The organism is Mycobacteroides sp. PCS013 (assembly GCF_049532645.1).
Classification (GTDB): Bacteria; Actinomycetota; Actinomycetes; order Mycobacteriales; family Mycobacteriaceae; genus Mycobacterium; species Mycobacterium gwanakae.
Genome location: NZ_CP150131.1, coordinates 4,433,415 through 4,458,919, shown reverse-complemented (window position 1 = coordinate 4,458,919; position 25,505 = coordinate 4,433,415). Strand labels below are relative to the sequence as shown.

The 25,505-nt window shown below is 65.3% G+C and carries 15 protein-coding genes; 4 read left to right on the top strand and 11 right to left on the bottom strand.

Annotation, left to right across the window (positions count from 1 at the left end; genetic code table 11):
* Nucleotides 1-144: 144 nt before the first annotated feature.
* Both RHO23_RS22130 and RHO23_RS22125 read left to right on the top strand, forming a co-directional pair.
* A complete protein-coding gene (locus RHO23_RS22130) occupies nucleotides 145-3,435 on the top strand; it encodes an arabinosyltransferase domain-containing protein (protein ID WP_423488362.1) in 3,291 nt (1,096 codons plus the stop codon).
* Entirely contained in the window at nucleotides 3,432-6,644 is a 3,213-nt protein-coding gene (locus tag RHO23_RS22125; protein WP_423488361.1) for an arabinosyltransferase domain-containing protein, read from the top strand. Before RHO23_RS22130 ends, RHO23_RS22125 begins: the two co-directional genes overlap by 4 nt.
* A gap of 35 nt (nucleotides 6,645-6,679) precedes the next feature.
* Here RHO23_RS22125 and RHO23_RS22120 read toward each other — a convergent pair whose 3' ends face one another.
* The 4 genes from RHO23_RS22120 to RHO23_RS22105 form a co-directional block, all read right to left on the bottom strand.
* Nucleotides 6,680-8,116 carry a PPE family protein gene (locus RHO23_RS22120; RefSeq protein WP_423488360.1) on the bottom strand — a complete coding sequence of 479 codons (1,437 nt, stop codon included), beginning with the start codon at nucleotides 8,114-8,116 and terminating at the stop codon, nucleotides 6,680-6,682.
* A gap of 11 nt (nucleotides 8,117-8,127) precedes the next feature.
* Entirely contained in the window at nucleotides 8,128-8,826 is a 699-nt protein-coding gene (locus RHO23_RS22115; protein WP_070921995.1) for a hypothetical protein, read from the bottom strand.
* A 102-nt stretch (nucleotides 8,827-8,928) separates the two neighbouring features.
* A complete protein-coding gene (locus RHO23_RS22110; RefSeq protein WP_423488359.1) occupies nucleotides 8,929-9,822 on the bottom strand; it encodes an alpha/beta fold hydrolase in 894 nt (297 codons plus the stop codon).
* 73 nt (nucleotides 9,823-9,895) lie between these two features.
* Nucleotides 9,896-10,165 carry a hypothetical protein gene (locus tag RHO23_RS22105; protein ID WP_030096102.1) on the bottom strand — a complete coding sequence of 90 codons (270 nt, stop codon included), beginning with the start codon at nucleotides 10,163-10,165 and terminating at the stop codon, nucleotides 9,896-9,898.
* 96 nt (nucleotides 10,166-10,261) lie between these two features.
* Between RHO23_RS22105 and RHO23_RS22100 the strand changes: the two genes are divergently transcribed.
* Both RHO23_RS22100 and RHO23_RS22095 read left to right on the top strand, forming a co-directional pair.
* Nucleotides 10,262-11,236: a cation diffusion facilitator family transporter gene (locus tag RHO23_RS22100; protein WP_070922193.1), complete on the top strand. Its 975-nt coding sequence runs from the start codon at nucleotides 10,262-10,264 to the stop codon at nucleotides 11,234-11,236.
* Nucleotides 11,237-11,275: 39 nt separating this feature from the next.
* The gene (locus RHO23_RS22095) at nucleotides 11,276-11,689 is read left to right on the top strand and encodes a hypothetical protein (RefSeq protein WP_070921993.1); all 414 of its coding nucleotides are present in this window, start codon (nucleotides 11,276-11,278) and stop codon (nucleotides 11,687-11,689) included.
* A 63-nt stretch (nucleotides 11,690-11,752) separates the two neighbouring features.
* Here the strand turns inward: RHO23_RS22095 and RHO23_RS22090 are convergent, their stop codons facing one another.
* The 7 genes from RHO23_RS22090 to RHO23_RS22060 form a co-directional block, all read right to left on the bottom strand.
* The gene (locus RHO23_RS22090) at nucleotides 11,753-13,306 is read right to left on the bottom strand and encodes an acyl-CoA carboxylase subunit beta (RefSeq protein ID WP_030096105.1); all 1,554 of its coding nucleotides are present in this window, start codon (nucleotides 13,304-13,306) and stop codon (nucleotides 11,753-11,755) included.
* Between the two features lie 2 nt (nucleotides 13,307-13,308).
* A complete protein-coding gene (gene pks13 / locus RHO23_RS22085) occupies nucleotides 13,309-18,648 on the bottom strand; it encodes a polyketide synthase Pks13 (protein WP_423488358.1) in 5,340 nt (1,779 codons plus the stop codon).
* Between the two features lie 49 nt (nucleotides 18,649-18,697).
* Nucleotides 18,698-20,611: a long-chain-fatty-acid--AMP ligase FadD32 gene (gene fadD32, locus RHO23_RS22080; protein WP_064407548.1), complete on the bottom strand. Its 1,914-nt coding sequence runs from the start codon at nucleotides 20,609-20,611 to the stop codon at nucleotides 18,698-18,700.
* A 289-nt stretch (nucleotides 20,612-20,900) separates the two neighbouring features.
* The gene (locus tag RHO23_RS22075) at nucleotides 20,901-21,911 is read right to left on the bottom strand and encodes a cutinase family protein (protein WP_057967299.1); all 1,011 of its coding nucleotides are present in this window, start codon (nucleotides 21,909-21,911) and stop codon (nucleotides 20,901-20,903) included.
* A gap of 213 nt (nucleotides 21,912-22,124) precedes the next feature.
* Nucleotides 22,125-23,105 carry an alpha/beta hydrolase gene (locus RHO23_RS22070; RefSeq protein WP_046252145.1) on the bottom strand — a complete coding sequence of 327 codons (981 nt, stop codon included), beginning with the start codon at nucleotides 23,103-23,105 and terminating at the stop codon, nucleotides 22,125-22,127.
* Nucleotides 23,106-23,338: 233 nt separating this feature from the next.
* Entirely contained in the window at nucleotides 23,339-24,319 is a 981-nt protein-coding gene (locus RHO23_RS22065; RefSeq protein WP_070917043.1) for an esterase family protein, read from the bottom strand.
* Nucleotides 24,320-24,479: 160 nt separating this feature from the next.
* On the bottom strand, nucleotides 24,480-25,454 hold the full coding sequence (locus tag RHO23_RS22060) for an esterase family protein (protein WP_030096111.1): 975 nt from the start codon (nucleotides 25,452-25,454) through the stop codon (nucleotides 24,480-24,482).
* Nucleotides 25,455-25,505 lie beyond the last annotated feature (51 nt).

The following is a 25,505-nucleotide window of genomic DNA, read 5'->3' as shown; positions in this document are numbered from 1 at the left end:
AGTATCAGATGCGACCGACAGCGTGGATACTTTTTGATACTCCTACCAAGGTATCAATAAGTATCCAGCTGGTGAGGTCTCAATCCGGCCAACCGGGCGCGCTGCATTGAGGCGCCCGAAGCTTCGTCACATACCATCGCCCTCGTGCCTTCGCCGCTTTCAAAGTCCGCGACAGCAGGTACAGCCCAGCGGGCACGTCTGATTTCATTGGCTGCGGCCTCCATCGGTGTGCTGTTGTGCGTGCTCGTTCCCCTGCTGCCGGTCCGCCAGTCCACCGTCGACATCACCTGGCCTCAGGGAGTAACCGCCGACGGGAACATCACCAGCATCACGGCACCGCTGGTGTCGGGCGCACCGCTGTCCTTCGAGGCGCACATCCCCTGCACTGCCATCGCGACCTTGCCCGCCAGCGGCGGTGTGGTGCTCTCGACCAGTCCCGACGGCGGGCTCGAGGCAAGCCGGCACGCGTTGTTCGTCCGCGCGACCTCCGACCTGGTCGTCGTCGCCTTCCGCGATAACGTCGCGACGGTCGCCCCACGCAAGGCCGTGGAATCCGGTGGCTGCACCTCGCTAGACATCTGGGCCAATGCCGGCGGTGTGGGTGCCAACTTCGCCGGACTCCCCGGCGCCAACGGAACCCTGCCCATCGAGAAAAAGCCTCAGGTGACCGGCCTGTTCACCGACCTGAAGGTGCCCGCAGCGGGCGGGCCGACAGCCCGCGTGGTGGTCGACACCCGGTTCATCACCAGCCCAACCGCTTTGAAGCTCGCAGCCTTGATTCTCGGCCTTGCCGCGGTGGCCATCGCCATCGGAGCACTGGCCGTACTGGACCGCGGTGCACGTAGACCCACCCGGCGCTCGTTCAAGCTGCCAGACCGCGCGGCTCTGCTGACCAACGGCGTCGCCGATGTCGGAGTCGTTGGCACACTTCTTCTTTGGCATGTCATCGGCGCCATCACCTCCGACGACGGCAATGTCCTGGTCGAGGCGCGCGTGGCCCATCAGGCCGGATACGTCACCGAGTACTACCGCTACTTCGGCGCCACGGCCTCCCCATTCGATTGGTACGCAACCCTTTTGAGCTGGCTTACGCAAGTCAGCACGGTGGGCGTCTGGATGCGCGTGCCGGCCACTCTCGCGGGCATCGGCACTTGGTACATCCTGCGCAAGAAGATGCTGCCCCGCCTCGGTGAGCAGCTCGCCGCGAGCCGCACCGCGGTATGGACCGCGGCACTGGTCTTCCTGGCTGCCTGGCTGCCCTTCAACAATGGCCTGCGGCCCGAACCGATCATCGTGTTCGGCACCGTGGTCACCTGGATCCTGGTGGAGCGCTCCATCGCGACCCGGCGCCTATCCCCCGCCGCTCTGGCTATCGTGACGGCCCTGCTCACCGCGACCGTCGCTCCGCAGGGCCTCATCGCGCTGGGACCGCTACTCGCCGGCGGACGGGCCATTGCCCGCGTGATCTCCGTGCGGCGGGTCCGGTACGGACGATTCACCCCCGTCACAGTGCTAGCGGCATCGGTCGCAGGCGTGCTGGCCTTCACCTTCCGGGACCAGACACTGGCCACGGTCGCCGAATCCGCCCGCATCAAGTATGTGGTGGGCCCGACGATCGCCTGGTACCAGGAATTTCTGCGCTACTACTTCCTGACCGTCGAATCCAATGTCGACGGCTCGCTGACACGCCGCATCGCGGTGTTCACCCTGCTGCTCTGCCTCTTCGGCACACTCGCGGTGCTACTGCGCCGCGGGGTACTTCCGGGTCTGGCCAGCGGGCCCGTGTGGCGGCTCCTCGGCAGCACCGCGATCGGCCTGCTGTTACTCACCTTCACCCCCACCAAATGGGCGATCCAATTCGGTATCTTCGCCGGGCTGGCCGGTGCACTCGGCGCGGTCGCGGCCTTCACGTTCGCCCGGGTCGGACTGCACTCACGACGCAACCTGGCGCTGTACGTCACGGCCCTGCTGTTCATCCTGGCGTGGTCGACCTCCGGCATCAACGGCTGGTTCTACGTCGGTAATTACGGCGTGCCGTGGTTCGACAAGCAACCGGTCATCGCCGGACAACCGGTCACTACGATCTTCCTGGCACTGTCGATCGTCACCGCCCTGCTGGCTGGTTGGTTGCACTTCCGCCTGGACTACGCCGGACACACCGAGGTCGAGAACACCCGCAGGAACCGGCTTCTGGCCTCCACACCGCTGATGATCGTGGCGGCGATCATGGTGATTCTCGAGGTCTCCTCCATGGCCAAGGGGGTCTACGCACGCAGCGATACCTACACCACCGGCAAGGCCAATCTGCTGGCCCTGGCCGGCAACCCGTGCGCGATGGCCAACGACGTCCTTGTCGAACCCGATGCGAATGAGGGCCTTTTGCAACCCGTTCCGGGCCAGCCGGCGGGCAAGTACGGACCCCTCGGGGGCACCGATCCCATCGGCTTCACCCCCGATGCGGTGGAGACCGGCATGACCTCGCTGCCCGTCATCGGCAAGCCGGGCCTGGTGAACTCCGATGCCTCACCCAACGCGCCGATCATGGAGGTCAGCGATGCGGCCGGGACCACCGGCGGTATCGGGCCCGTCGGAATCAATGGCTCCAACGCACTGCTGCCATTCGGACTCGATCCCGCCCGCACTCCGGTGATGGGTAGCTACGGTGAGAATTCGATTGCCGCGCATCTGAAGTCCTCGTGGTACGAGCTTCCCCCGCCCAGCCCGGATCGCCCACTGGTGGTGATCTCGGCCGCCGGAGCGATCTGGTCGTTCCAGCAAGACGGCACCTTCAGTCCGGAGATCAACTACGGCCAGTCGCTCAAGCTGGAGTGGGGCGTCCGCGACCCGAGCAGTCCCGGTGGCATCCGCGCGCTTCGCCAGGATTACCCAATCGATATTGGGCCGCAGCGGGTCTGGCGCAACCTGCGGTTCCCCACCAAGACCGCTCCTGCAGGGGCCAACGTGGTTCGGATAGTCGCCGACGACCCGAACCTGTCCAACGATCAGTGGTTGGCGTTCACCCCACCCCGAGTACCCACCCTCAAGACCGCACAGGATCTGTTGGGCTCCGATACTCCGGTGCTACTGGATATGGCCGTGGCGCAGAACTTCCCATGCCAGCGGCCGTTCAGCGAGCGCCTCGGGGTCGCCGAGCTGCCCAAGTTCCGGGTGATGCCCGAGCACAAGCAGGTCGCGACGTCGTCAAATATGTGGATGTCGGCCGAGGACGGCGGACCGTTCATGTTCACCACCGCGCTGCTGCGGACCTCCTCGGTTCCGGCCTACCTGCGTAATGACTGGTACCGCGACTGGGGCTCGATCGAGAAGTACGAGCCCGTCATCGCCGCAGACCTGGCACCCAACGCACAACTCACTGAGGGCACCGTCGTGGTGAACGGCTGGACCCGCAACGGACCGATTCGAGCCCTGCCATGACACAGAATTCCGTGACAGACCCTTCCCCTGAGGCCCGCAAGCTGAACATCGCACGCTGGACGGCAACCGTTTTCGGCCTGCTCGGGTTCGTATTGAGTGTCTCCATCCCCCTACTGCCGGTCGAGGTGTCCACCGCGACCCTCAACTGGCCGCAGCAGGGACAGCTGAACAACGTCACCGCGCCGCTGATCGCGCAGACACCCATGGACATGACCGTGACCGTGCCCTGCGCGGTGATCAACTCGGCACCCGCCGAGGGCGCGGTGATCCTGGGTACCGCACCTCCCGAAGGCAAAGAGGCTGCTTTACAGGGCCTGTTCGTCAAGGTCTCCAAGGAACGCGTCGACATCACCGACCGCAACGTGGTCATCGCGACCGCTCCGCGCGCCAAGGTCGCCTCGCCCGAATGCCGGCAGATCGTCATCACCTCCTCGGACAAGGGCACATACGCGACATTCGAGGGGCTGCGCGGCGACGGTGCCGACAAGACCGCCGACCTCAAGTCGGGATTCCCCGATCCCAATCTGCGCCCGCAGATCGTCGGGGTCTTCACCCAGCTCACCGGTCCCGCTCCGGCAGGACTGAGCCTCACCGCCCATATCGACAACCGATTCTCCTCCAGCCCAACGCTTCTCAAGCTCGCGGCGATGGTCGGCGCGATCGTCTCCACAATCATCGCGTTGCTGGCCCTGTGGCGAATCGACCAGACCGACGGTCATCGCATGCGGCGGGTCATCCCCACCCGATGGCGCCGTTTCGATCTCACCGACACCGTCATCATGAGCAGCCTGGTGCTCTGGTACGTGATCGGCGCGGGATCTTCGGACGACGGCTACCAGATGGGCATCGCGCGCACCGCCGAGCATGCCGGGTACATGGCCAACTACTTCCGCTGGTTCGGCAGCCCCGAGGACCCCTTCGGCTGGTACTACAACCTGCTGGCCATCATGACGAAGTTCAGCGATATCAGCCTGTGGATCCGGCTGCCCGACCTCGTGGCCTCACTGGTCTGCTGGCTGCTGATCAGCCGGGAAGTGCTGCCCCGCTTGGGGCCCGCCGTCGCCCGCAGCAAGCCCGCGGCCTGGGCAGCCGGCTTTGTGCTGCTCGCATCGTGGTTCCCGTTCAACAACGGCCTGCGCCCCGAGGGCCAGATCGCCGTCGGATCGCTGATCACCTGGGTGCTCATCGAACGCGCCATCACCTCGCGCCGACTCACTCCCGCCGCGCTGGCGATCGTCACCGCGGCCTTCACCCTGGGGATCCAGCCGACAGGTCTGATCGCGGTCGCCGCCCTGCTCGCCGGTGGCCGGCCCATTCTGCGCATCATCGTGACGAAGCACCGGCAGGTGGGCACCTGGCCGTTGGTGTCGCCCATGCTGGCAGCGGGAACAGTGGTGCTTGCCGTCATTTTCGCCGACCAGACCCTGGCAACGGTCGTCGAGGCCACCCGGATTCGCACCGCGATCGGCCCTGCACAGGCGTGGTACACGGACAACCTGCGGTACTACTACATGTTCCTGCCGACCGTCGACGGCTCGGTATCGCGACGCTTCGGGTTCCTGCTCATCGCCGCGTGCCTGTTCATCGCGATGTTCATCCTGTTGCGCCGCAAGCGGGTTCCCGGTGTCGCCCGGGGACCTGCCTGGCGCGTGCTGGGCGTCGTATTCGGCACCATCTTCTTCCTCATGTTCGCGCCGACGAAGTGGGTGCACCACTTCGGGCTCTTCGCCGCCCTGGGAGCCGCGGTGGCGGCGCTGGCCACGGTGCTGGTATCGCCACAGGTATTGCGCTGGAGCCGCAACAGGATGGCGGTCGTAGCGACCGTGCTGTTCGTGCTGGCACTGAGCTGGGCCAGCGCGGCCGGCTGGTGGTACGTCTCGAGTTTCGGCGTGCCCTTCAACAGCAGCATGCCGAAGATCGCCGGAATAAGCGTCAGCACAATATTTTTCGCGCTGTTCGCGCTCGCTGTGGCCTACGCGGCATGGCTGCACTTCTCGCCCCGGCACGAGGACAATCGGGTGACCAGGTCCATCACCTCGGCCCCGGTGGCCTGGGCGGCCGGGTTCATGGTGCTGACGTCCATCTGCCAGCTGGCGATCGGTGTCGTTCGTCAGTACCCGTCGTACTCCAACGGCTGGGCCAACATCCGTGAACTGGCCGGCGGGTGCGGGCTGGCCGACGACGTTCTGGTCGAATCCGACGCGAATGCCGGTCTGCTGCAGGCCATTGGCGCACCGTCTGGCCCCCTGGGCCCGCTCGGCGGCGCGAATCCCTCCGGATTCACACCAGACGGAGTACCGGACAAGATCGTCGCCGAGTCGATCCGGATGAACGACTCGCGCCCGGGCACCGATTACGACTGGGACTCCAAGGACCGCAACAAGACTCCGGGAATCAATGGCTCCACCGTGCGCCTGCCCTACGGGCTGGACCCGGCGCGAGTGCCGATCGTGGGCACCTACCGGGTCGGCCCGCAACAGCAGGCAAAGGCGACCTCCGACTGGTATGAGCTACCGGCCCGTGACGCCGCCCACCCGCTGGTGGTGGTGACAGCTGCCGGAACGATTGCGGCCAAGAACGTCAAGGGCGCCATCGCCGGGCAGACACTGGAACTGGAGTACGGCACGGCCGGACCAGACGGCACCTTCGCACCCGCCGGACGGCTGACGCCCTATGACCTTGGCCCCGCGCCGTCTTGGCGCAACCTGCGCTTCGCGCGTTCGGATATCCCGGATACCGCCACCGCCGTACGCATCGTGGCCGTTGACCTCTCGCTGAGTCCGGGCGACTGGCTAGCCTTCGCCCCGCCGCGGGTACCCGAGCTGAAGTCGTTGCAGGAGTATGTGGGTAGCGAGCGGCCGGTGCTCATGGACTGGACCGTGGGACTCGTCTTCCCCTGCCAGCAGCCGATGCTGCACCAGTACGGGATCACCGAGATCCCCGAGTTCCGCATCACCCCGGACTACGACCAGAAGCGCAAGGACACCGATACCTGGGAAGACGGCGAGAACGGCGGCCTGCTGGGGATCAGCGATCTGCTCCTGCGCGCGCATGTGATGCCGACCTACCTGTCCAAGGACTGGGGCAGAGATTGGGGCTCGCTGCGTAAGTTCGAGACCCTCGTCGACGCCCAACCCGCCCAGATCGAGTACGGGTCCGAGGTACACAGCGGGCTGTGGAAGCCGAACAAGATCCGGATCAAGCCCTAATCCACCTCACGTAGAAAGATGGGTAGCCGCGGACCTCAGTGATCACGGTCCCATGTTTGCGGCAGCATCGGCGTCGTCCGGGCGCCGTCATGAGAAGCGGTGTTGTCTTGTGCGACAAGCCCTGCGGGCTGGCGCAGTGAGGCAGCCGGAACCGTACCGGTGCGCCGCTGCGGTCCGATGCCGCGCGCCGATGCCTGCACGCCGGGCGGATCTTCGGGCTCCGGAGCCACCGTGACATTCATGTCCATGAACTCCGGACTGGAGCTCGCCAACCGTGCGCGCCGTCGGCGGGCGGTCTGTCCACGTGCTGTTGCCTGCGCAGCCACAGCGGCGCCCGCCGCAGGCATCCGTGCCGCGGAGCCCTCCTCGAATGTCGGGCCGAGACCATGGTTCGGCGGGTCCTCGCCTGGGGCGAACACCAGATAGGCGGGGGTTACCGCGGAAGCCGGTGCGGTGGCCGGGGTTGCCGACGACACCGGCGCCGAGCCGGATGGAGCCGGTGCGGACGGACTCGCCGGCGCCGAAACACCTAACGCGGGCAGCGGAAGCGCCTTGTGCACCCTGGTGGCCGACTCCCGCAATGGTGGGCTCTGTCCGGGCTGGTCTGTTGTCGGCTGATCGACACCGGACGGCGCGGCCGCGGCAATCGACCCCAGAATCGTGGCCAAGGCCGATCCCCACAGCGGACTCGTGAACGCCATGTAGATGGGGACGTTCGTCGATAGATAGGCGGCGAACAATCCGCCGTTGACGATCAGGGCGAGCAGGCTGGTTGGGCTGGGGTTGGCGATGAAGTCACGCAGTGCCTTGATCGCCTCGCCCAAGAACGGGAAACCGTCGATGGCGCCGCTGTCGCTGTCGCTGCTGTCGAGGGCTGTTCCCGCCTCAGCGGCACTCGACGTGGCAGCGCGGTCGGCCGCGAACTGGCTCGCAGTGCTCGCCTCCCCGCCTGGTGCCATGATCACCGGCGCGGGCCCGGTGGCCGGCACCGCCGACAGTGCGAGGCTGGACTGGGCCTCATACGTGCTCATCACGGTGGCCGCCTGCAACCACATGCGCAGATAGTCGGCCTCATTGAGCGCAAGCGGAATAGTGTTGATACCAAAGAAATTCGTGGCGATCAGTGCGCCGTGAACGGAATGGTTAAGCGCCAGTTCGGCTAGCGTAGGCATTGCGGCGATCGCGCTCGCATACGCGGCGGCTATCGTTTCGTGTTGCGCGGCGGCCACCGCGCTGTCGGCGCTGGCCTGCGAAAGCCATGCGAGATAGGGACCGTGCGAGGCGACATAGCTTTCAGCGCTCGGCCCCTGCCACGCCCCCATCTCCGCGGCGCCCAGAACCGTAGTGAGTTCGGCTGCGGCGTCAGCATATTCGGCACTCAGAGCAAGCCAGGCGCCGGCCGCGGCCAGCAGCGCCCCCGGGCCCGGGCCGGTGCTGAGCAGCGTCGAGGATACTTCTGGAGGCAGTGCCATCCAGATCGGCATCACGATGTGCCGTGGTTCCGCAGCGCGGCCATCACCTCATCCACCGGCGTCCCCGGCGGTGCCGCGGCGACGAATCCACGCACCGCCGTGGCGATCAGCATCGCGAAGTACTCGTCATCGGTCAGCATCCACCGGCGTTCGTAGGCGGGCCCTATCGCGCCCTGTGCGGTGAGTACGTCGTGCGCCTTTTCGTTCTCGGCCAAGAAGTCAGCACCGTCGTTCGCGGCGCTGCGCTGCTCATCGGCGGCGACCAGACTCAGGGCCACCCGGGCCACGCAGCCCGCGATCGTGACCGCGACCTCGACGGGATAGCCGCGGCGCCCGAGCGCGTCTACCTGGTCCCGAATCAACTGGGCACTGCTCTCTCCGCGGGGAAACAGCACCAGCATGTAGGAGGCCAGGCCTGGGTGCGCGGTGACGAAGGCTCGCAGTGCAACGGCGAAGGACACGAGGTGTTCGGTCGTGTCGTGCTCCGGGTTGTCTGCGATACGCAATCGGCTCAACAGCTCCTCACCAACTAGGCGTTCGAGCTCCCACCGGCCGTCGATGTGGCGGTATAACGCGGCCGCGGACACACCGAGGGCGGCAGCGACCGCGCTGATCCGCAGACCCTGCAGCCCGATTTTGCACCCGGCCGCCACGATGTCAGCGCGGGTGAATACGACGGGTCGGCCCACCGGGCGCGAGGCTGCTGACATGCTAAAACCCCTGATCAGTAATTTGTGATGCTACTTCACTATTTGACCGAGGCTAGCCGACAGCGGAGCGATGCGGGTGGCTACGTACCGGTGCTGGTGCGACTAGCCGCCGGACTGGCCCCGGGCCTTGGCGACCAGGCGTGCGATCTCGTCGGCGACGAGCTGGGGTTCGGTAACGGGGACGGCATGCCCGGAGTGCTGGGCGATGACATGCCGTCCGCAGGCAGACTGCGCGGCGCGGTGCACGTGTGCGGCGATCGCTTGAGCGCGCACCTGCCGGGGCATGCCGTCTTTTGCCAACGCGAGCGCGCCGGATATCACGGTGACGGGCAGGTCGCCGACTTCGGGCGGACAACTGCGCCAGGCCGCGAGATCGTCGAGAAAACTGCTAGCTTGGCGGCGCTGCGTCTCAAGAACGCGGTGGGTGAAGGCCTCCTGGCGAAGATCCTCGCGGACATCGGCGGCGGGGGCCGCTGCCAGCAGTGAACCGTACAGAAACCGCAGGACCCCTAATCGGGCCAGCACCTTACCGACAGCGATGCCGATCCGTTCGTTTCGGCGGAATGCCTTGCCGAACAACACCTCTGCAGACTCATCGACCGGTTCGACAAGGACCAGCCCGGCAAGTAGATGTAGCCGCTTGGAGGCGGCCAGGCGCACGATGGCGCCACCGGCACTATGCCCGACGAGAATGAAGGGGCCCGGGCCGAAGTGGTCGAGCAGATCAACCAGGTCGTCGGCCATCCGGTCCAGGGACCGGCCCGCCGGATCGGGCTCCGAACGGCCCAGACCGGCACGGTCATAGACGATCGCACGGGCACCTGCCGCGACGCGCAGCTGCACTGCAGCCCAATACGAGCGCGTGGCACCGGATCCCGCTTCGAAAACGACGGTGGGCGAGTCGGCAGGCCCGGGCAGCACCTGGCTGTAGAGGCGCCGGCCATCACGAGTCGCCACCCAGACCGGAGCACCCTGGCTGTGCATGATCGACGTCATGCCGAAGCACTGTACGAAATGCCGGTCCACAAATGTGATGTCGGCGGGCTAGCCGGACCACGACGACTGGGGACTAGTGGTGGCCCCGTCGCCGATAGCCGTGGCCTCCTCCACCGAATAGTCCACCCATGACGCCGCGGTAGTCCTGCTGCGGTGGCGCGGGCGGATACGGTTGCGGGGCGGGTGGATACGGCTGCGCGGGGGGCGCCTGGTCGATATGCGCCGACGGACCGAAGCGCGCGGCGCCGTCCACGAACTGCTGCAGACTCTCCTGCTCCACCAGCACGGCGGCGCAGCCTGTGCATTGGAACGTGCGGACACCAAACCATTTCGTCGAGAGCATCTGCGACTCACACTTGGGACAGGTCAAGGGCTGAACGTTTGTCATGACACATGCTAGCATGCATATGTTTGCATGAATCTGAGAAAGGAAGTGGCCATGTCCACCGACGCACACGAGCACGGAGCCGGGCACTCGCATAGCCACGGCGTGAGTGCCGACGCCGATCGGAAATGGCTGACCATAGCCCTGATCCTGATCGGCGGATTCATGGCCATCGAGGTCGTCATCGGTGTGATCGCCCAGTCGCTGGCGCTGATCTCCGATGCCGGGCACATGCTGACGGACGCGGCATCGATCGTGTTGGCGCTCATTGCCATTCGACTCGCCTCCCGCCCGGCTCGCGGCAGCTACACCTACGGACTCAAACGCGCCGAAATCCTGTCGGCACAGGCCAACGGCATCACCCTGTTCCTGCTTGCCGCCTTCTTCATCTACGAAGGCATCCGCCGCCTTATCACTCCCCCGGAGGTGTCGGGGCTGCTCGTGTTCATCACGGCGCTCGCGGGTATCGCCGTCAATGTGGCAGCCACCTGGTGCATCAGCAAGGCCAACCGGTCCAGCCTCAATGTCGAGGGGGCCTTCCAGCACATCCTCAACGACCTGTACGCCTTCATCGCCACCGCCGTCGCCGGTGCCGTGGTGTGGCTCACCGGGTTCACCCGGGCCGATGCCATTGCCGCCCTCGTCGTCGCCGCGCTCATGCTCAAGGCCGGTTGGGGTCTGGTGCGTGAGTCGGGCCGCATCTTCCTGGAAGCCGCACCGGCGAACATGGATCCCGAGGCCATCGGCACCCAGCTCGCAGCGTTGCCATCCGTCGCCGAAGTGCACGATCTGCACATCTGGCAGATCACCTCCGGCCAGCCCGCACTGTCCGCCCACATCCTGGTGGCCCCCGATGCGGACTGCCATGGAATACGGCGCGACATCGAAGGGTTACTCCATACGCAGTACGACATCGACCACACCACGTTGCAGGTCGACCACGAGGACACCGAGGCCTCCACACACTGCCTCGACCCCCATGGAGAGCCGTACCGCTCGGGCGAAAGCATGTTGCCCGGCAAGGGTTAGGTATCTACTATCGTTTGTAGTAGACCAACGGAGGTCGCGATGACAGAGCTCACCACTCGCGCCGACAGATTCTTGCGGGCCGCCACCGTTGCTTTCATCATCGGCTGGGCCCTGGACCTCATCGACCACCTGCGCCGCGGTATCGCGGCGGCACCGCCCACGCTCACGTACCTCTCGGCCACGCACGCGGTGTTGATCGCGATTGCGGTAACGATGATCCTGCGCCACCGCAAGCACGCCCCTGAGGCCACCGTGGTGGTGGGCACCGCCAGCGTCCTCGGGCTCGGTTATGTCCACCTCATGCCGACGTACTGGCCGGCCGTGCAAGACAGCTTCATCTCCGGTCCGCGTATCGACGTCACCTGGTTTTCCTGGATGACGATGCTGCTCTCGATCGCCGCCGCCATGGTGTGGGCGCACGCGGGCAGCCGCGCCCTGGTGCTGCGCGACTAAAACTCCGACAAGCAGAAGGCCCCCTCCACGCGTCGCGTACGGGGGCCTTCTGGTGATGAATCGTTAGATCGGGGTGAGACCGTGCTTGCGCTGCACCTTGCCGAGATTCTGCTTGTCCCGCAACAGCTTCAGGGACTGACGCAATAGCAGCCGCGTCTGATGCGGTTCGATGACGCCGTCGATGTAGCCACGCTCGGCGGCGATCCACGGCGTGGCCAGGTTTTTGTTGTACCCGTCGATGAAGTCCTGCCGGATCTTCCGCACCTCTGGAGCCGTCGGATCGGGGAATCGCTTCACCAGCAGCTGCGCGGCGCCCTCGGCGCCGATCACCGCGATACGCGCTGTGGGCCAGGCGAAGTTCAAGTCGGCTGAGAGTTGCTTGGAGCCCATGACCGCGTACCCGCCGCCGTAGGCCTTGCGGGTAATGATGGTTACCTTGGGCACATCAGCCTCCACCACGGCATTGAAGAACCTGCCGCCGCGCTTGATGACGCCGTTCGTCTCCTCTTCCACACCCGGCATGGCGCCCGGGGTATCGACCACGAACACCAAAGGAAGATTGAACGAGTCACAGAAGCGGATGAACCCGGCCGCCTTGTCGGAGGCCTCGTTGCCCACCGCTCCGGACATGTGCATCGGCTGGTTGGCGATGACGCCGACCGGGCTTCCATCGACACGGGCGAACGCGGTGATCATGGACGGGCTGCGCTGGTCGGCGATTTCGAACACATCACCGTCGTCGAAGATCCGCAGCAGAACCTCGTGCATGTCGTAGCCCTGGTTATCGGCATCCGGGATGATCGTGTCGAGGTACAGATCGTCCTCGGTGATCTCGGGCTCCAGGCCCGGATTCACGATCGGCGGATAGTCGAACGTGTTGGAAGGCAAGAAACTGAGGTAGTCGCGCACGTACTGGTACGCGGCCGCCTCGTCCTCGACCACCTTGTGGATGTTGCCACGCTGAGCCTGCACGTCCGCGCCGCCGAGTTCGTCGAATGTGACGTCCTCGCCGGTGACGTCCTTGATGACGTCGGGGCCCGTGATGAACATGTAGCCCTGATCGCGCACCGCGACCACGAGGTCGGTCTGGATCGGCGAATACACCGCACCGCCGGCACACTTGCCGAAGATCAACGAGATCTCCGGAACCATGCCGCGCAGCATCTCGTGGCGACGCCCCAGCTCGGCGTACCAGGCCAACGAGGTGGCGGTGTCTTGAATGCGGGCGCCCGCCGAGTCGTTGATACCGATCACCGGGCAGCCGTTGGTGGCCGCCCACTCCATGAGCTTGGCGACCTTGCGGCCGAACATCTCGCCGACGCTTCCCTGATACACCGTCTGATCGTGCGAGAAGACTGCCACCGGGCGGTCGTCGATGCGGCCCAACCCGGTCACCACACCGTCGGTGTACGGGGCATTCGGATCACCTGGGGTACGCCCAAATGCGCCGAGTTCCAGGAAGCTGCCCTTGTCGAGCAGTGCGTGGATGCGGGCACGCGCACTCGGGATGCCCTTGGCATCACGCTTGGCGATGGCCTTGGCGTCACCCGGCTCTTGTGTGCGGGCAATCCGCTCACGCAGGTCGGCGACCTTCTCCGCAGTTGTATGTGGTGGCACGTCTAGCCTTCCTGGTTCTTCGCATTGATGGAACGCAATGCCTGACTCATATGAGCACCGACCTTAGCGATGAACGGTTCGTCGATGATCTGGATGTGCTCTCCGCCAACCGGGACCACCTCGAGATCGGAGACGAACTCACCCCAGCCACCGTCGGGCTGGCGAGTCGCGTACGCGGGCTCGAAGGTGATGGCGTCATCGTGATACCGGTCGGCCATGTACAGCGTCATATGCCCGTCGAAGGACACCGGCGTCGACGTGTCGATGGCCCGTTGGTCCAGGTAGGACGTGCGCTGGTGCTCGATGATGCCGCCCGGAATCTCCACGCCGGCGGCCTTGACGGCCTCCAGCACGAACCGCACCTGACCCTCGTCGTCGAGCTCCTCGAGCTGCTCGTAGGGGATCTCCGGGATCTGCACGTTGAAGGTCTTCTCCGCGAACTTCGCGTAGCGATCCCATCGCTTGCGCGTCTCCTCCGTGGTCGTCAGGATCGGCGTCCCGGGGCGCACCCCATCGATATTGCCGACCCAGGCGACCTCGGCGCCGGCCTCCTTCAGACCCACCGCGCAGGCGTACGCCAACACCGCACCCAGTGACCACCCGGCGAGGATGAACGGGCCCTTGTGCAACTCCAGCAGCTTCGGCACGTACTGGGCGGCCCGCTCCTCGATGGTGCCTTCGACACGTTCGAAGCCGAACATCGGCGTGCCCTCCGGCAGCCGCTTCAACAGCGGCTCGTAGACCACCGTCGAACCACCCGCAGGGTGGAACACGAAGACGGGAACCGTGGCGGAACCCTCCTGCCGGGGTGCGAGCGTCCGCACGAAACCGTCAATCTTGCCGGCCTCCAGGCGGCTGCGGACAACCTCGCCGAGTGCCTCGATGGTCGGCGCGAGCTTGACCTCCTCGGCACCGATCTCCCCGTCCGCACGCTGCGAAAGGCGTTCAGCGAGTTTCTCTGCCGTTGCGTCATCGATCTTGGGCAGCGCATTGAAGATGCTGCCCGGCGACTCACCGGTGACGATGGCCCACGTCGCGAATGCCACGCGTTCGGCCGCATCACGCGGCGGCACATCAGCGTTGAGCGCCTCGGCGATCGCCTCCTGGTTCATCGCGGCAGCGGCCTTGGCCAATTCCGACGTCTCCGCCGAAAGAGCCGATTCCGCGGCGGGAGCGCTGTCGGCGGCGGATTCTGGCTCCGCCGGCTGCGGCACCGCATCCAGCACCTTCTCCAGATCAGCCTTCGACAGCATGCCGCCTGTCGGCGCGGCCTCCTTGAACTCATCGGTCTGCTGGTAGTCGTGCAGCTCGTGCACCGCGTCCGGGTTCTCCAACGCGTAGATGACCAGTCGCTCGACATCGAGCAGGTTGGCATCGCGCACGGCCTGCAGCTGAATGGGCGGCAGGTCGAAGTCGAATTCGACGCGGTTCTTGATACGCACCGCCATCAACGAATCCAGACCCAGCTCGATCAACGGCACCTCACGCGGCACGTCCTCGGGCTCGTAGCCCATGGCCAGCGACACGATCGCGGCCAGGCGCTCGATAACCGGTTCGCCGGACTCCTTGCTCCACTTCTTGAAGTCGGCGCCCGCGCCCGCCCCGGAGAGCAGGTTGTCGTGAATCTCCTCGGGCACTTCGTCTTCCACGACTGCGACCGCTTGTGCCGGGGCAGCCGTCACCGTCGCCGAACCGTTGGTGGCCACACCCGCGGCGGTCGCGAACGGCAAGGCGCCGCCCTGACCGGCACGGGAGACCACTGCGTCGTAGACGAGCGTGAACGACTCACCGATGCGGGCGTGTACCTGCACGGTGGCACCACCCGGGTGCCGCGACAGCGTGGTCACCAGCGTCGATCCCTCGCCCGGGATGGCCCGCTGCTCAAAGGCAGTGAGCTGTGCACCCGAAATAACCGATGTCGCCGCCGTTTTCACCAGCTCGGCGAAATCGACCCCGGCGGTCTCTCGCGGGCTCCACTCCCAGACATGCTTGCCATCAGGCAGCGAGACGTGCGTGCCCGGGATGCGGGTCGACCCATCGGCGCTGAAGTGAGCGGGCAGCCAGTGCGGCTTGCGCTTGAATTCCGTGGCGGGAATCGGCGCGTAGTCCGACGACTTGGCGGCCTTGTCGAACAGTGTCCGCGGATCCAGGGCGTGGCCGTGCACGTACAGCTGCGCCATGGTCTTGACCAGGGACTCGACCTCGTCCTCCTTGCGGGCGAGGGTCGCGATCAGCTGCGCGTCGGGCAGACCGGACGCCATGGTGGTGAGGCCAACCTGCATGAGCGCCACAGGATTCGGCGCCAGCTCCAGGAAAGTGGTGTGGCCGGCTTCGACGGCATTGCGGGTGCCGTGGGTGAAGTAGACCGAATGCCGCATTCCCTTTTTCCAGTAATCGACATCATGCAGCGGCTCACCGCCGGGGCGGAAATAGTTGCCCTCGTGCACCGTCGAGAAGATCCCGACGGTCGGAGTCGTCGGCTCGATGCCCTGTAGCTCTGCGGCGAACTCGCCGAGCAGCGGGTCCATCTGGGAGGTATGGCCGGCGCCCTTGGTCTGCAGCTTGCGGGCGAACTTGCCCTCGGCCTCGCAGCGCGCCACGATCGCGTCGATCTGCGCGGGCGGACCGCCGATGACGGTCTGCGACGGGGCCGCGTACACGCACACCTCGAGGTCCGGGAAATCGGAGAACACCATCTTCAGCTCATCGGCGGAGTACTCGACCAAAGCCATCAGCCGGATGTACTCGCCGAACAGCATCGCCTCGCCCTCACCCATCAGGTGAGCACGCGAGCAGATGACCCGGGTGGCGTCAGCCAGTGACAAGCCACCTGCGAAGTAGGCCGAGGCGGGCTCGCCCAGCGACTGTCCGATCACTGCGGTGGGCTTGGCGCCGTGCGCCTTGAGCACCTCGCCCAACCCGATCTGGATGGCATAGATGGCGATGTTGCTGGTTTCGATGCCGTACTCATGCGAATCGTCCAGGATCAGCTCGACGACGGAGTAGCCCCGCTCGTCCTGCACGTAGGAGTCGACCTTGTTGATCCACTCGGCGAAGAGCGGATCACGCAGGTACAGGCTCTTGCCCATCTTCCGGTGCTGCGCACCGAATCCCGCCATCACCCAGACCGGGCCACTGCTGACGGGCCCGTCGGCGGAGTACACATAGGGCTTCTGCTTGCCCTCGGCGACGGCGCGCAGTCCCTTGACGGCCTCTTCGTGGTCATGTGCCAGCACCACCGCACGCGAGCGGCCGTGGTTGCGGCGTGAGAGCGAACGGCCGATGGACTCCAGCGAGTACGACTGTCCCTCCTCGGTTTCCATCCAGTCGGCCAGGGCCGCCGCAGCGGCCTTCTTGCGCGAGGAAAGGAAGCCTGAGATGAACAGCGGCACAACGGGAGTCACCGGCTCTTCATTCGACAGCGCCGCCAGTGCCTCATCCCGGAGACGCTTGGCCTCATCGGTCAGTCCGGGCAGTTCTGCCGGCTCGTCGGAGTACCCGCCCAGGAACTCGCCGTACTCGTCAAAGCGGGTAGCAACGGACTCGTCACCGCTGCCCTCGGTATCGTCCTCTGCCGCAGCATGTTTGCCGTTGACGTCGGCGTCCTCATCGGATTCGGACGGCTCCGTCGGTTCGACCAGGTCGATGGGCAGCACCTCACGCACCACGATGTGGGCGTTGGCTCCGCCGAATCCGAAACCGGAGACACCCGCGATGGCGTGGCCGCTGTAGCGCGGCCAGTCGGAAACCTGATCGACGACCTTGAGGCGGATGGCGTCGAAGTCGATGTACGGGTTGGGGCCGGTGTAATTGATCGACGGCGGAACCTTGTTGTTCTGCAAGGCCAGCACGATCTTCGACAAGCTCGCGGCGCCGGCCGCGGACTCCAGGTGCCCGAAGTTCGACTTCGCCGAGCCCAGTAGCGCGGGCTTGTCGGCGTCGCGGCCACGGCCCACCACCCGGCCCAGGCCGTCTGCCTCGATCGGATCGCCGAGGATGGTGCCGGTGCCATGCGCTTCGATGACGTCGACGGTGCGCGGATCGATACCGGCGTCCTTGTAGGCCTTGCGCAGTACCTCTGCCTGAGCATCCGGGTTGGGCGCGAGCAGACCGTTGGACCGGCCATCGTGATTGACCGCAGACCCGGCGATGATCGCCATGATCGGGTCACCGTCGCGCCGCGCATCGGAGAGCCGCTTGAGTATCAGCATGCCGCCACCCTCGGAACGGCTGTAGCCGTTGGCATCCTGCGAGAACGACTTGATGCGGCCGTCTGGCGCGAGTACGCCACCGACCTCATCGAATCCGACCGTGACCACCGGGGTGATGAGCGCGTTGACACCACCGGCCACCACCACGTCGGCCTCGCCGCACCGCAGGGCCTTGACGCCCTGGTGCACCGCGACCAGCGACGAAGAACATGCGGTGTCAACGGCGACACTCGGCCCGCGGAAGTCATAGAAGTACGAAACCCGGTTCGCGATAATCGAACTCGCGTTGCCGGTGATGGCGTACGGGTGCGTGACGGTGGGGTCGGCCACCGACAGGTAGCTGTAGTCGTTGTTGGAGCTGCCGATGTAGACACCAACACTCTGACCCTTGAGCGCAGACGCCGGGATACGGGCGTTTTCCAGTGCCTCCCAAGTCAATTCGAGAGCGATCCGCTGCTGCGGATCCATGTTGTCGGCTTCCATCTTGGACAGCGTGAAGAACTCGGCGTCGAATCCCTTGATGTCCTTGAGGTATCCGCCACGGGTGCTGGCCTGCGCAACGCGTTCGGCGATGCGCGGCTCGACGGTGAACTCTTCCCAACGCCCCTCGGGCAGGTCGGTGATGGCGTCGCGGCCTTCCAGCAGCGCCTCCCACAGCTGCGCCGGTGAGTTCACATCGCCGGGCAGGCGCGTCGACAGACCGATCACCGCGATGTCGAATTCGCCTGCGGCAACGTTGGGATCGCGTGACCAGTCCTCTTCACCGGCGTCCGGCAGCTCCGGTTCACCCTCGATGATCCGGGTGGCCAGTGACTCGATGGTGGGGTGCTGGAAGGCGACGGTGGCCGTCAGCGTGACCCCGGTGAGGTCCTCGATATCGGCAGCCATCGCCACCGCGTCGCGTGAGGACAGGCCCATCTCCACCATGGGCGCCGACTCGTCGACACGGTCGGGGCTCACCCCGGTGGCCTTGGCGATCCAGTCGCGCAGCCATGCGCGCATCTCCGGGATGGTCAGCTCACCCTGCGGTGTCCCGCCCGCGGGAGGCGCGTCCGAACCGGCGCCGCCATCTGTCGCCTCTGGAGCCTCGGGTTCGGTCTCTGGTGTCGAATCCTGTTGCGTATCAGTCATGTTCGAGCCCTCTCCGGGGTGTTGCGTACGGACGACCGTGTGTGAACGGTTACTGCCGGTCGTCGGGGAATGCGGTCTGCTGGTATCCGCCGCGCAGGCTGCCGTCCAGATAGCTGGTCCGGGCGGCGCGGCGGGCGATCTTGCCGCTGGAGGTCCGGGCGATCGAGCCTGCGGGCACCAGCAGCACGTCCCGCACTGTCACGCCGTGACGCACCGCGATGGCGGCGCGCACATCGTCGCCGACCGCCTGGTTGTCCGACTTGTGTCCGCCCACGCTGCGCTCGCCCACGATCACCAGCTGCTCCGAGGAATCCTCCGGGTCGTACTTCAGACCGGCATGCGGATTGTCGAAGACCACCTGCGGCAGCTGGTTGGCCGGTACCGAGAACGCGGCCACATATCCCGGGCGTAGCGCCTTGTTGGCCTCCTGCGCGGTGAACTCAACATCCTGCGGGTAGTGGTTACGTCCGTCCACGATGATGAGGTCCTTGACGCGGCCGGTGATGTACAGCTCGCCGTCGACCCATACTCCGAGGTCGCCGGTGTTGAGCCAGTTGGCGTCATCAGGCACGCCCTCGGCGTGCGATTCGGAGATCCGTGACTTGAGCGTGTTGTGGAACGCTTCGCGGGTCTCCTCCGGACGGCCCCAGTAGCCGGACCCAATGTTGTTGCCGTGCAACCAGATCTCGCCGATCTGCCCGTCGGGGAGTTCCGACGCGGTCTCGCCGTCGACGATCACGCCCCATTCGTCCCGGGCCATCCGGCCGCTGGACACCTGAGTCACCGAGTTCTCGGCACCCGGCTCCACCTGCACGATGCGCCCGGCGTTGAGTTCGGTGCGGTCCACGTGCAGCACGCGCGCCCGCTCCGTGTTCCAAATGGTCGAGGTGACGAACAGAGTGGCCTCGGCCATGCCGTAGGACGGGTGAATCGCCCTGGGATCAAAGCCGTACGGCTCGAAGGCATCGCAGAACTTCTTGATCGAGGCCGTGGACACCGGCTCGGAACCGTTGATGATCGAGTACACGTTCGACAGATCCAGCGGCGGCTCGCCCTCCTTGGGCACACCACGCAACGCGCAGTGCTCGAAGGCGAAGTTGGGCAGCGCCGAGAAAGTTCCACCGTGATCGTCGCCCTTGACGGCCATTTCGCGCAGCCAGCGCAGGGGGCGGCGAATAAACGCCGCCGGGCTCATCACCGTCATGTACCGGCCGATCATCGACGGCACCATCACCGTGATCAGGCCCATGTCATGGAAGAACGGCAGCCAGGTGGTTCCGCGCAGATCTTCATGGCTTTGTTGCCCCTGCTTGGCCGACAACGCGTCGATCAGCTGCAGCAGGTTGGTCGCAAGGCCGAGGTGCGTGATCTGCACACCGGCGGGCGCGCGGGTCGAGCCGGAGGTGTACTGCAGGTACGCGATGGTGTCCTTGGTGGCCACCGGTTCAACCCAGGTCGAACCCACGTCTTCGGGAATCGCATCGACGGCAATGACGCGAGGACGCTCCTTGGGCGGGCGATTCCGGAAGAACTTGCGCACGCCCTCGGCGCAGTCGGTCGTGGTGAGCACCGCAGACGGCTGGCAGTCGTCGAGGACCGCGTGCAGACGGCCCGCATGGCCGGCCTCGCTGGGATCGAACAACGGCACAGAGATCGCGCCGGCATAGAGCGCACCGAAATGCGCGACAAGGTAGTCGAGGCTCTGCGGGGCCAGGATGGCGACACGGTCGCCCGGCTTGGTCACCTGCTGCAGGCGGGCCGCCACGGCGCGGTTGCGCGCGCCGAACTGCGACCAGGTGATGTCGATATAGGCACCGTCGCGCTCTGTCGAGAAGTCGAGGAACCGGTAGGCCAGGCTGTCGCCCTGCGACTCCGCCCAACCCTCAACGTGGCCAACGATGCTCCCGTCCTCGGGGAACTTGATGTGGCCCGCCGAGTCGAGGAACGGGTTGTCGAACGCCATGTGTGCTTCTCTCCTATGACGGCGCATGATGCGCGTTTCGCGGGCCTGAGGCATTCGCGAGCACGCGTCATCGCGAACGTCAAATCCTCGATGATCCTACCGAGAGGCGATCGCGTACTACGGCAGCTCAGGCGGCCATTCGCGACGAGATTATCGGTCAGCGTCAGCCAGCCAAAATCACTCAACCTCACGAACGGCTTACAGTCTTATTTTTCTCTTAATCTTAGGCGAGCGTACCGTGCCCTCCAAATATCTCGGCGCCCTGTTGCGAAGATGACATCGACTCTTGTCAGCCGTGCTTGGGGTGGGGCGCCTTCTCGATGAGCCCCTCGGCCCAGTTGGTGGTCCACACCGTCGCCGGCTGGCCGTCGATCTGCCAGAACTCCGGCGTGGCGTACAGCGCGTGTACCGGGGCACCTGCGCCCCCGGACAGAATGTCCAGCGTCTTACCCAGGTTGGAGATGTTGAAGGCGTCCGGCGGCGCCGCGCAGATGAGGTCCCCGGTTCCACAGATCTGGTTGGTGCGATCGTTGAGCTCACCAAATCCGCCGGGACGCGGGCCTGACATCTTCAGACCGAAGGAATCCAACACCCCCAGATCGCCCAGGGTGACTTCAGCGCCCTGTCCGGGCGGGTTGGGCCCTGGCGACAGCCCGACCCCGTCCTGGCGGCGGCCGTCTGCGATCAATGTCACGCCGAGCACCAGGTCCTGATCGACGGGTCCCTCGCCGTTTCCGATCTGGTTGGCGATGTCACCGGCGATCACCGCACCCTGCGAGAAACCAACCAGAACGTAGCTGGTGAGCGGGCACCGGTCGTACATCTCGGAGAGCTGCTTGACTGCCCGGTCGGTGCCTTCCTTGCGGCTGTCGTTGTACGACATCTGGTTGTCATTGGCGAACGGGTTGTGGAACTGGGCGGTGTACGGCACCGTCCACGTCTCCAGCCGGGCCTTATCGAACTTCTCGGTGATCGGCCGGGACACGTTCAGCAGCAGTGACCGCGGGAACTCTGTCGGGTTGAGTGGGTCGTCGGTGCGCGACGACTCCCAGGTACCCGGGATGATGAGCGCCTGCACATCGGGGCAGTCGGCGCTCTGGAAGGCCGGCCGGGGCTTCTGGCCGGGACGCGTCAGCGGGGGTGTCGTCGTTGTCACCTGCCCCGCGGGGGGCGTGACGTCGTCGGGCCTGCGGACGATGACCACGACGATCGCGATCACCAGGATGACGACGACGGCAACGGCCAGCGCCGCGGCCAAACCGAGAATCCGGTGCCGTTTACTACTCGAGGTCTTGGGCATGTGTCTCCTGGCCGTTCGTGACGTGCGGTCTCGCAGCTTGCTCCACGGTACCGGGAGCCCCGAGCGAGGCTACCGAACCGATGCCACCCGCACCTGCGCAAATGATCGTCGCAGCACAGAATTCGTTACTCGATTGTGGCCGTCGGCGATCCCCGAAACGACAAAAGCGGCGACCACCGAAGTGGCCGCCGCTTTTGCGATTGTCAGTGATGACTAGTGGCTACCGAGGTAGCTCACCATGTCGGACTTCATGGCACGGAGCTGGTTGCCCCAGTAGGTCCAGTTGTGCAGACCACCCGGAGGGAACTCCACGTGGGCGTTCTTGCCGCCGGCGGCGGTGTAGGCATCGACGTACTTCTTGTTGATGCCGATGGCCATGCCCTCGAGGAAGCCACCGGTGAAGTTCTCGAAACCGTTGCGAGTAGCGTCCAGGTCGGTCGCGTCACCGCTACCGCAGTAGATCCACAACCGGGTGCCGTTGGCCACCGTCTTGTCGATGTTGAGGAACGGGTCGTTGCGGACCCACGCCGGGTCGCTGTCCGGGCCCCACATGTCCTGGGCGCTGAAGCCACCGGCGTCACCCATGGCCATACCGACCTGCCCCTTCATGTCCGAGGGGTTCAGGAAGCCCGAGAGCGCACCGGCGTAGATGAACTGCTGCGGGTGGTAGTTGGCCAGCGTGATGGCGGACGCGCCACCCATCGAAAGGCCGACGACAGCGTTACCGGTCCGGGACACACCGTTGTTGGCGGCCAGGTACGCGGGCAGCTCCTGGGTCAGGAAGGTCTCCCACTTGTAAGTGAAGACGCCGTCCTTGCCCTTGGCGGGCTGGTACCAGTCGGTGTACCAGCTGGACTGCCCACCGACGGGCATGACCAGCGAGATACCGGACTGGTAGTAGTCCTCGAACGCGGTGGTCTCAATGTCCCAGCCGTTGAAGTCGTCGCGTGCGCGTAGACCGTCCAGCAGGTAGAGGGCCTTGGCGCCGCCTCCCTGGAACTGGATCTTGATGTCGCGGCCCATGGATGCCGACGGCACCTGCAGGTCTACAACAGGGAGACCCGGACGCGAGAAGGCATTCGCTACCGCTGAACCACCGGCGACGCCGATAAGTCCTGGTAGAACAGCCGCAGTGGCGGCCACGGCCGCAAGTCGACGCGCAGTCGCGCCACGCATATGTGTAAAGAGCTTCATTACCTCAGTATCCCGTCTGCTTCAGTCGGCGTTACATGTCAGGCCGACAGACATCCTGTGGGGTCCCCGAGGTAGTCAACCACATCAGGGCGGCTGTCAACACATCCCGTCACGGTTGTTGGTGCTCCGCAACCGGACCGATGTGGTCTTGAGACACAATCCGGCGAAAAGACGAAAGAGCGGTGGCCACCTGCCAAAGACAGGGCGGCCACCGCTCTTTTGACTGCTTATGCCTAGTGGCTCTGCAGGTAGGCGACCATGTCAGACTTCATGGCCCGCAACTGCTGGCCCCAGTAGGTCCAGTTGTGGATACCGCCCGGAGGAAACTCCACGTGGGCGTTCTTGCCGCCGGCCGCGGTGTAGGCCTCGACGAACTTCTTGTTCGAACCGATGGCCATACCCTCAAGGAAGCCGCCGGTGAAGTTCTCGAAACCGTTGCGGGTGGCGTCCAGGTCGGTGGAGTCACCGGTGCCGCAGTAGATCCACAGGCGCGTGCCGTTGTCGATGATCTTCTGGATGTTCAGGAACGGGTCATTGCGCTGCCAGGCCGGATCGCTGTCCGGGCCCCACATGTCCGATGCGCTGAAGCCACCGGCGTCGCCCATGGCCATACCGATCTGGAACTTCATGTCCGACGGGTTCAGGAAGCCCGACAGCGCACCGGCGTAGACGAACAGCTGCGGGTGGTAGATCGACAGGGTCAGCGCGGCCGAGGCACCCATCGAGAGACCGACCACAGCGTTACCGGTCTGCGAGATGCCCTTGTTGGCAGCCAGGTAGGCCGGGAGCTCCTGAGTGGTGAAGGTCTCCCACTTGTAGGTCCAGACGCCATCCTTGCCCTTGGCCGGGTTGTACCAGTCCGTGTAGAAGCTGGACTGTCCACCGACGGGCATCACCATGGAGATACCGGACTGGTAGTAGTCCTCGAACGCGGTGGTCTCGATGTCCCAGCCGCTGAAGTCGTCGCGCGCACGCAGACCGTCCAGCAGGTAGACAGCCTTGGCGCCACCGGGCTGGAACTGAACCTTGATCTCGCGGCCCATCGACGCCGACGGCACCTGCAGGTACTCGACCGGAAGCCCGGGACGCGAGAAAGCGCCCGCAATCGCCGAACCACCGGTGACGCCGACAAGACCCGGCAGCACGGCCGCGGCCGTGGCAACTACAGCCAGCCGACGCGCGGTAGCACCACGCATCTTCGAAAAGAGCTTCATTTACTTCGTTTTCCCATCTGTTTCAATCGATTTCCCACGCGCAGGTCAAGGGATTTGATGGACGCCCATCGCATACTCGCGCGGTAGTCAACCACATCTGAAGGACCTGCAGCACCATCACTATGTGCGCCTGCGGACCTTCTCAAGGTGCCCCGAGACCCTAGCCATTGATCGTGGCAATCAGATCACCCTTGAGGGCCTGCAGTTGCTGTCCCCAATACGGCCAGGAGTGATTCCCGGACGAGGGGAAGACAAATGTGGCGTTGCTGCCGCCGGCTGCGGCATACGCCTGTTGGAACCTCTTGTTACCGCTGACGGCCAGCGACTCCAAGCTGCTCGCGCTCAGGGCGACACCCGCATCGGCGTTTTCGTCGATGGGTGTCGAACCACCAGGAGCGCAGTAGATGTAGAGGCGAGTCCCGGCCGCGACCAACGCCTGGACCTGCACGGTGGGGTCGTTGCGCCGCCACGCCGGATCCCACGGCGGGCCCCACATGTTGTCGACGCTGTAACTACCGGCGTCGAGCATCGCGACCCGGATCGCGTTGGTCATGAAGATGGTCGACGGATTGAGGAACCCCGAAAGCGAGCCCGCGAATCTGAATTGCGCGGGGTGAAAGGCGGCCAGGATCAATGCCGCGCCACCACTCATCGAAAGTCCCACCACGCCATTACCCGTGGCCGATATCTGCTTATTGGTGGCCAGGTAGGCGGGCAATTCCTGAGTGAGGAACGTTTCCCACTTGTACGTGTACGGCTGCTTATTGAGCGCCGACGGCGAATACCAGTCCGTGTAGAAACTCGACTGGCCACCTACGGGCATGACCACCGAGATCCCCGATTGGTAGAACCACTCGAAGGCCGCGGTGTTGATATCCCAGCCATTGAAGTCGTCTTGGGCGCGAAGTCCGTCGAGCAGGTAAACCGCCTTGGGTCCCCCGCCCATGAACTCGACGCGGATGTTGCGTCCCATTGAATTGGAGTAGACGTCCAGGTATTCGACCGGAAGTCCCTCGCGCGAAAAAGCATGCGCGGTGGCGGGGTTGACCGCCAAGCCCGCGGCCATTGCCACGGGCATCACAAACGCCGCTAACAGGGCCGTCAGCACGCGGCGGGCTCTCACGCGCACGCTCATCTGGGGTCCATCCGTTTCATTGGGGGAAAGTCACAACTGTCACTTCTGTAA

Coding starts and splice junctions, on each gene's coding strand:
- RHO23_RS22125 (WP_423488361.1), top strand. CDS start 3,432: ATGACACAGAATTCCGTGACAGACCCTTCCCCTGAGGCCCGCAAGCTG.
- RHO23_RS22120 (WP_423488360.1), bottom strand. CDS start 8,116: ATGGCACTGCCTCCAGAAGTATCCTCGACGCTGCTCAGCACCGGCCCG.
- RHO23_RS22115 (WP_070921995.1), bottom strand. CDS start 8,826: ATGTCAGCAGCCTCGCGCCCGGTGGGCCGACCCGTCGTATTCACCCGC.
- RHO23_RS22110 (WP_423488359.1), bottom strand. CDS start 9,822: ATGACGTCGATCATGCACAGCCAGGGTGCTCCGGTCTGGGTGGCGACT.
- RHO23_RS22105 (WP_030096102.1), bottom strand. CDS start 10,165: ATGCTCTCGACGAAATGGTTTGGTGTCCGCACGTTCCAATGCACAGGC.
- RHO23_RS22100 (WP_070922193.1), top strand. CDS start 10,262: ATGTCCACCGACGCACACGAGCACGGAGCCGGGCACTCGCATAGCCAC.
- RHO23_RS22095 (WP_070921993.1), top strand. CDS start 11,276: ATGACAGAGCTCACCACTCGCGCCGACAGATTCTTGCGGGCCGCCACC.
- pks13 (WP_423488358.1), bottom strand. CDS start 18,648: ATGACTGATACGCAACAGGATTCGACACCAGAGACCGAACCCGAGGCT.
- fadD32 (WP_064407548.1), bottom strand. CDS start 20,611: ATGGCGTTCGACAACCCGTTCCTCGACTCGGCGGGCCACATCAAGTTC.
- RHO23_RS22075 (WP_057967299.1), bottom strand. CDS start 21,911: ATGCCCAAGACCTCGAGTAGTAAACGGCACCGGATTCTCGGTTTGGCC.
- RHO23_RS22070 (WP_046252145.1), bottom strand. CDS start 23,105: ATGAAGCTCTTTACACATATGCGTGGCGCGACTGCGCGTCGACTTGCG.
- RHO23_RS22065 (WP_070917043.1), bottom strand. CDS start 24,319: ATGAAGCTCTTTTCGAAGATGCGTGGTGCTACCGCGCGTCGGCTGGCT.
- RHO23_RS22060 (WP_030096111.1), bottom strand. CDS start 25,454: ATGAGCGTGCGCGTGAGAGCCCGCCGCGTGCTGACGGCCCTGTTAGCG.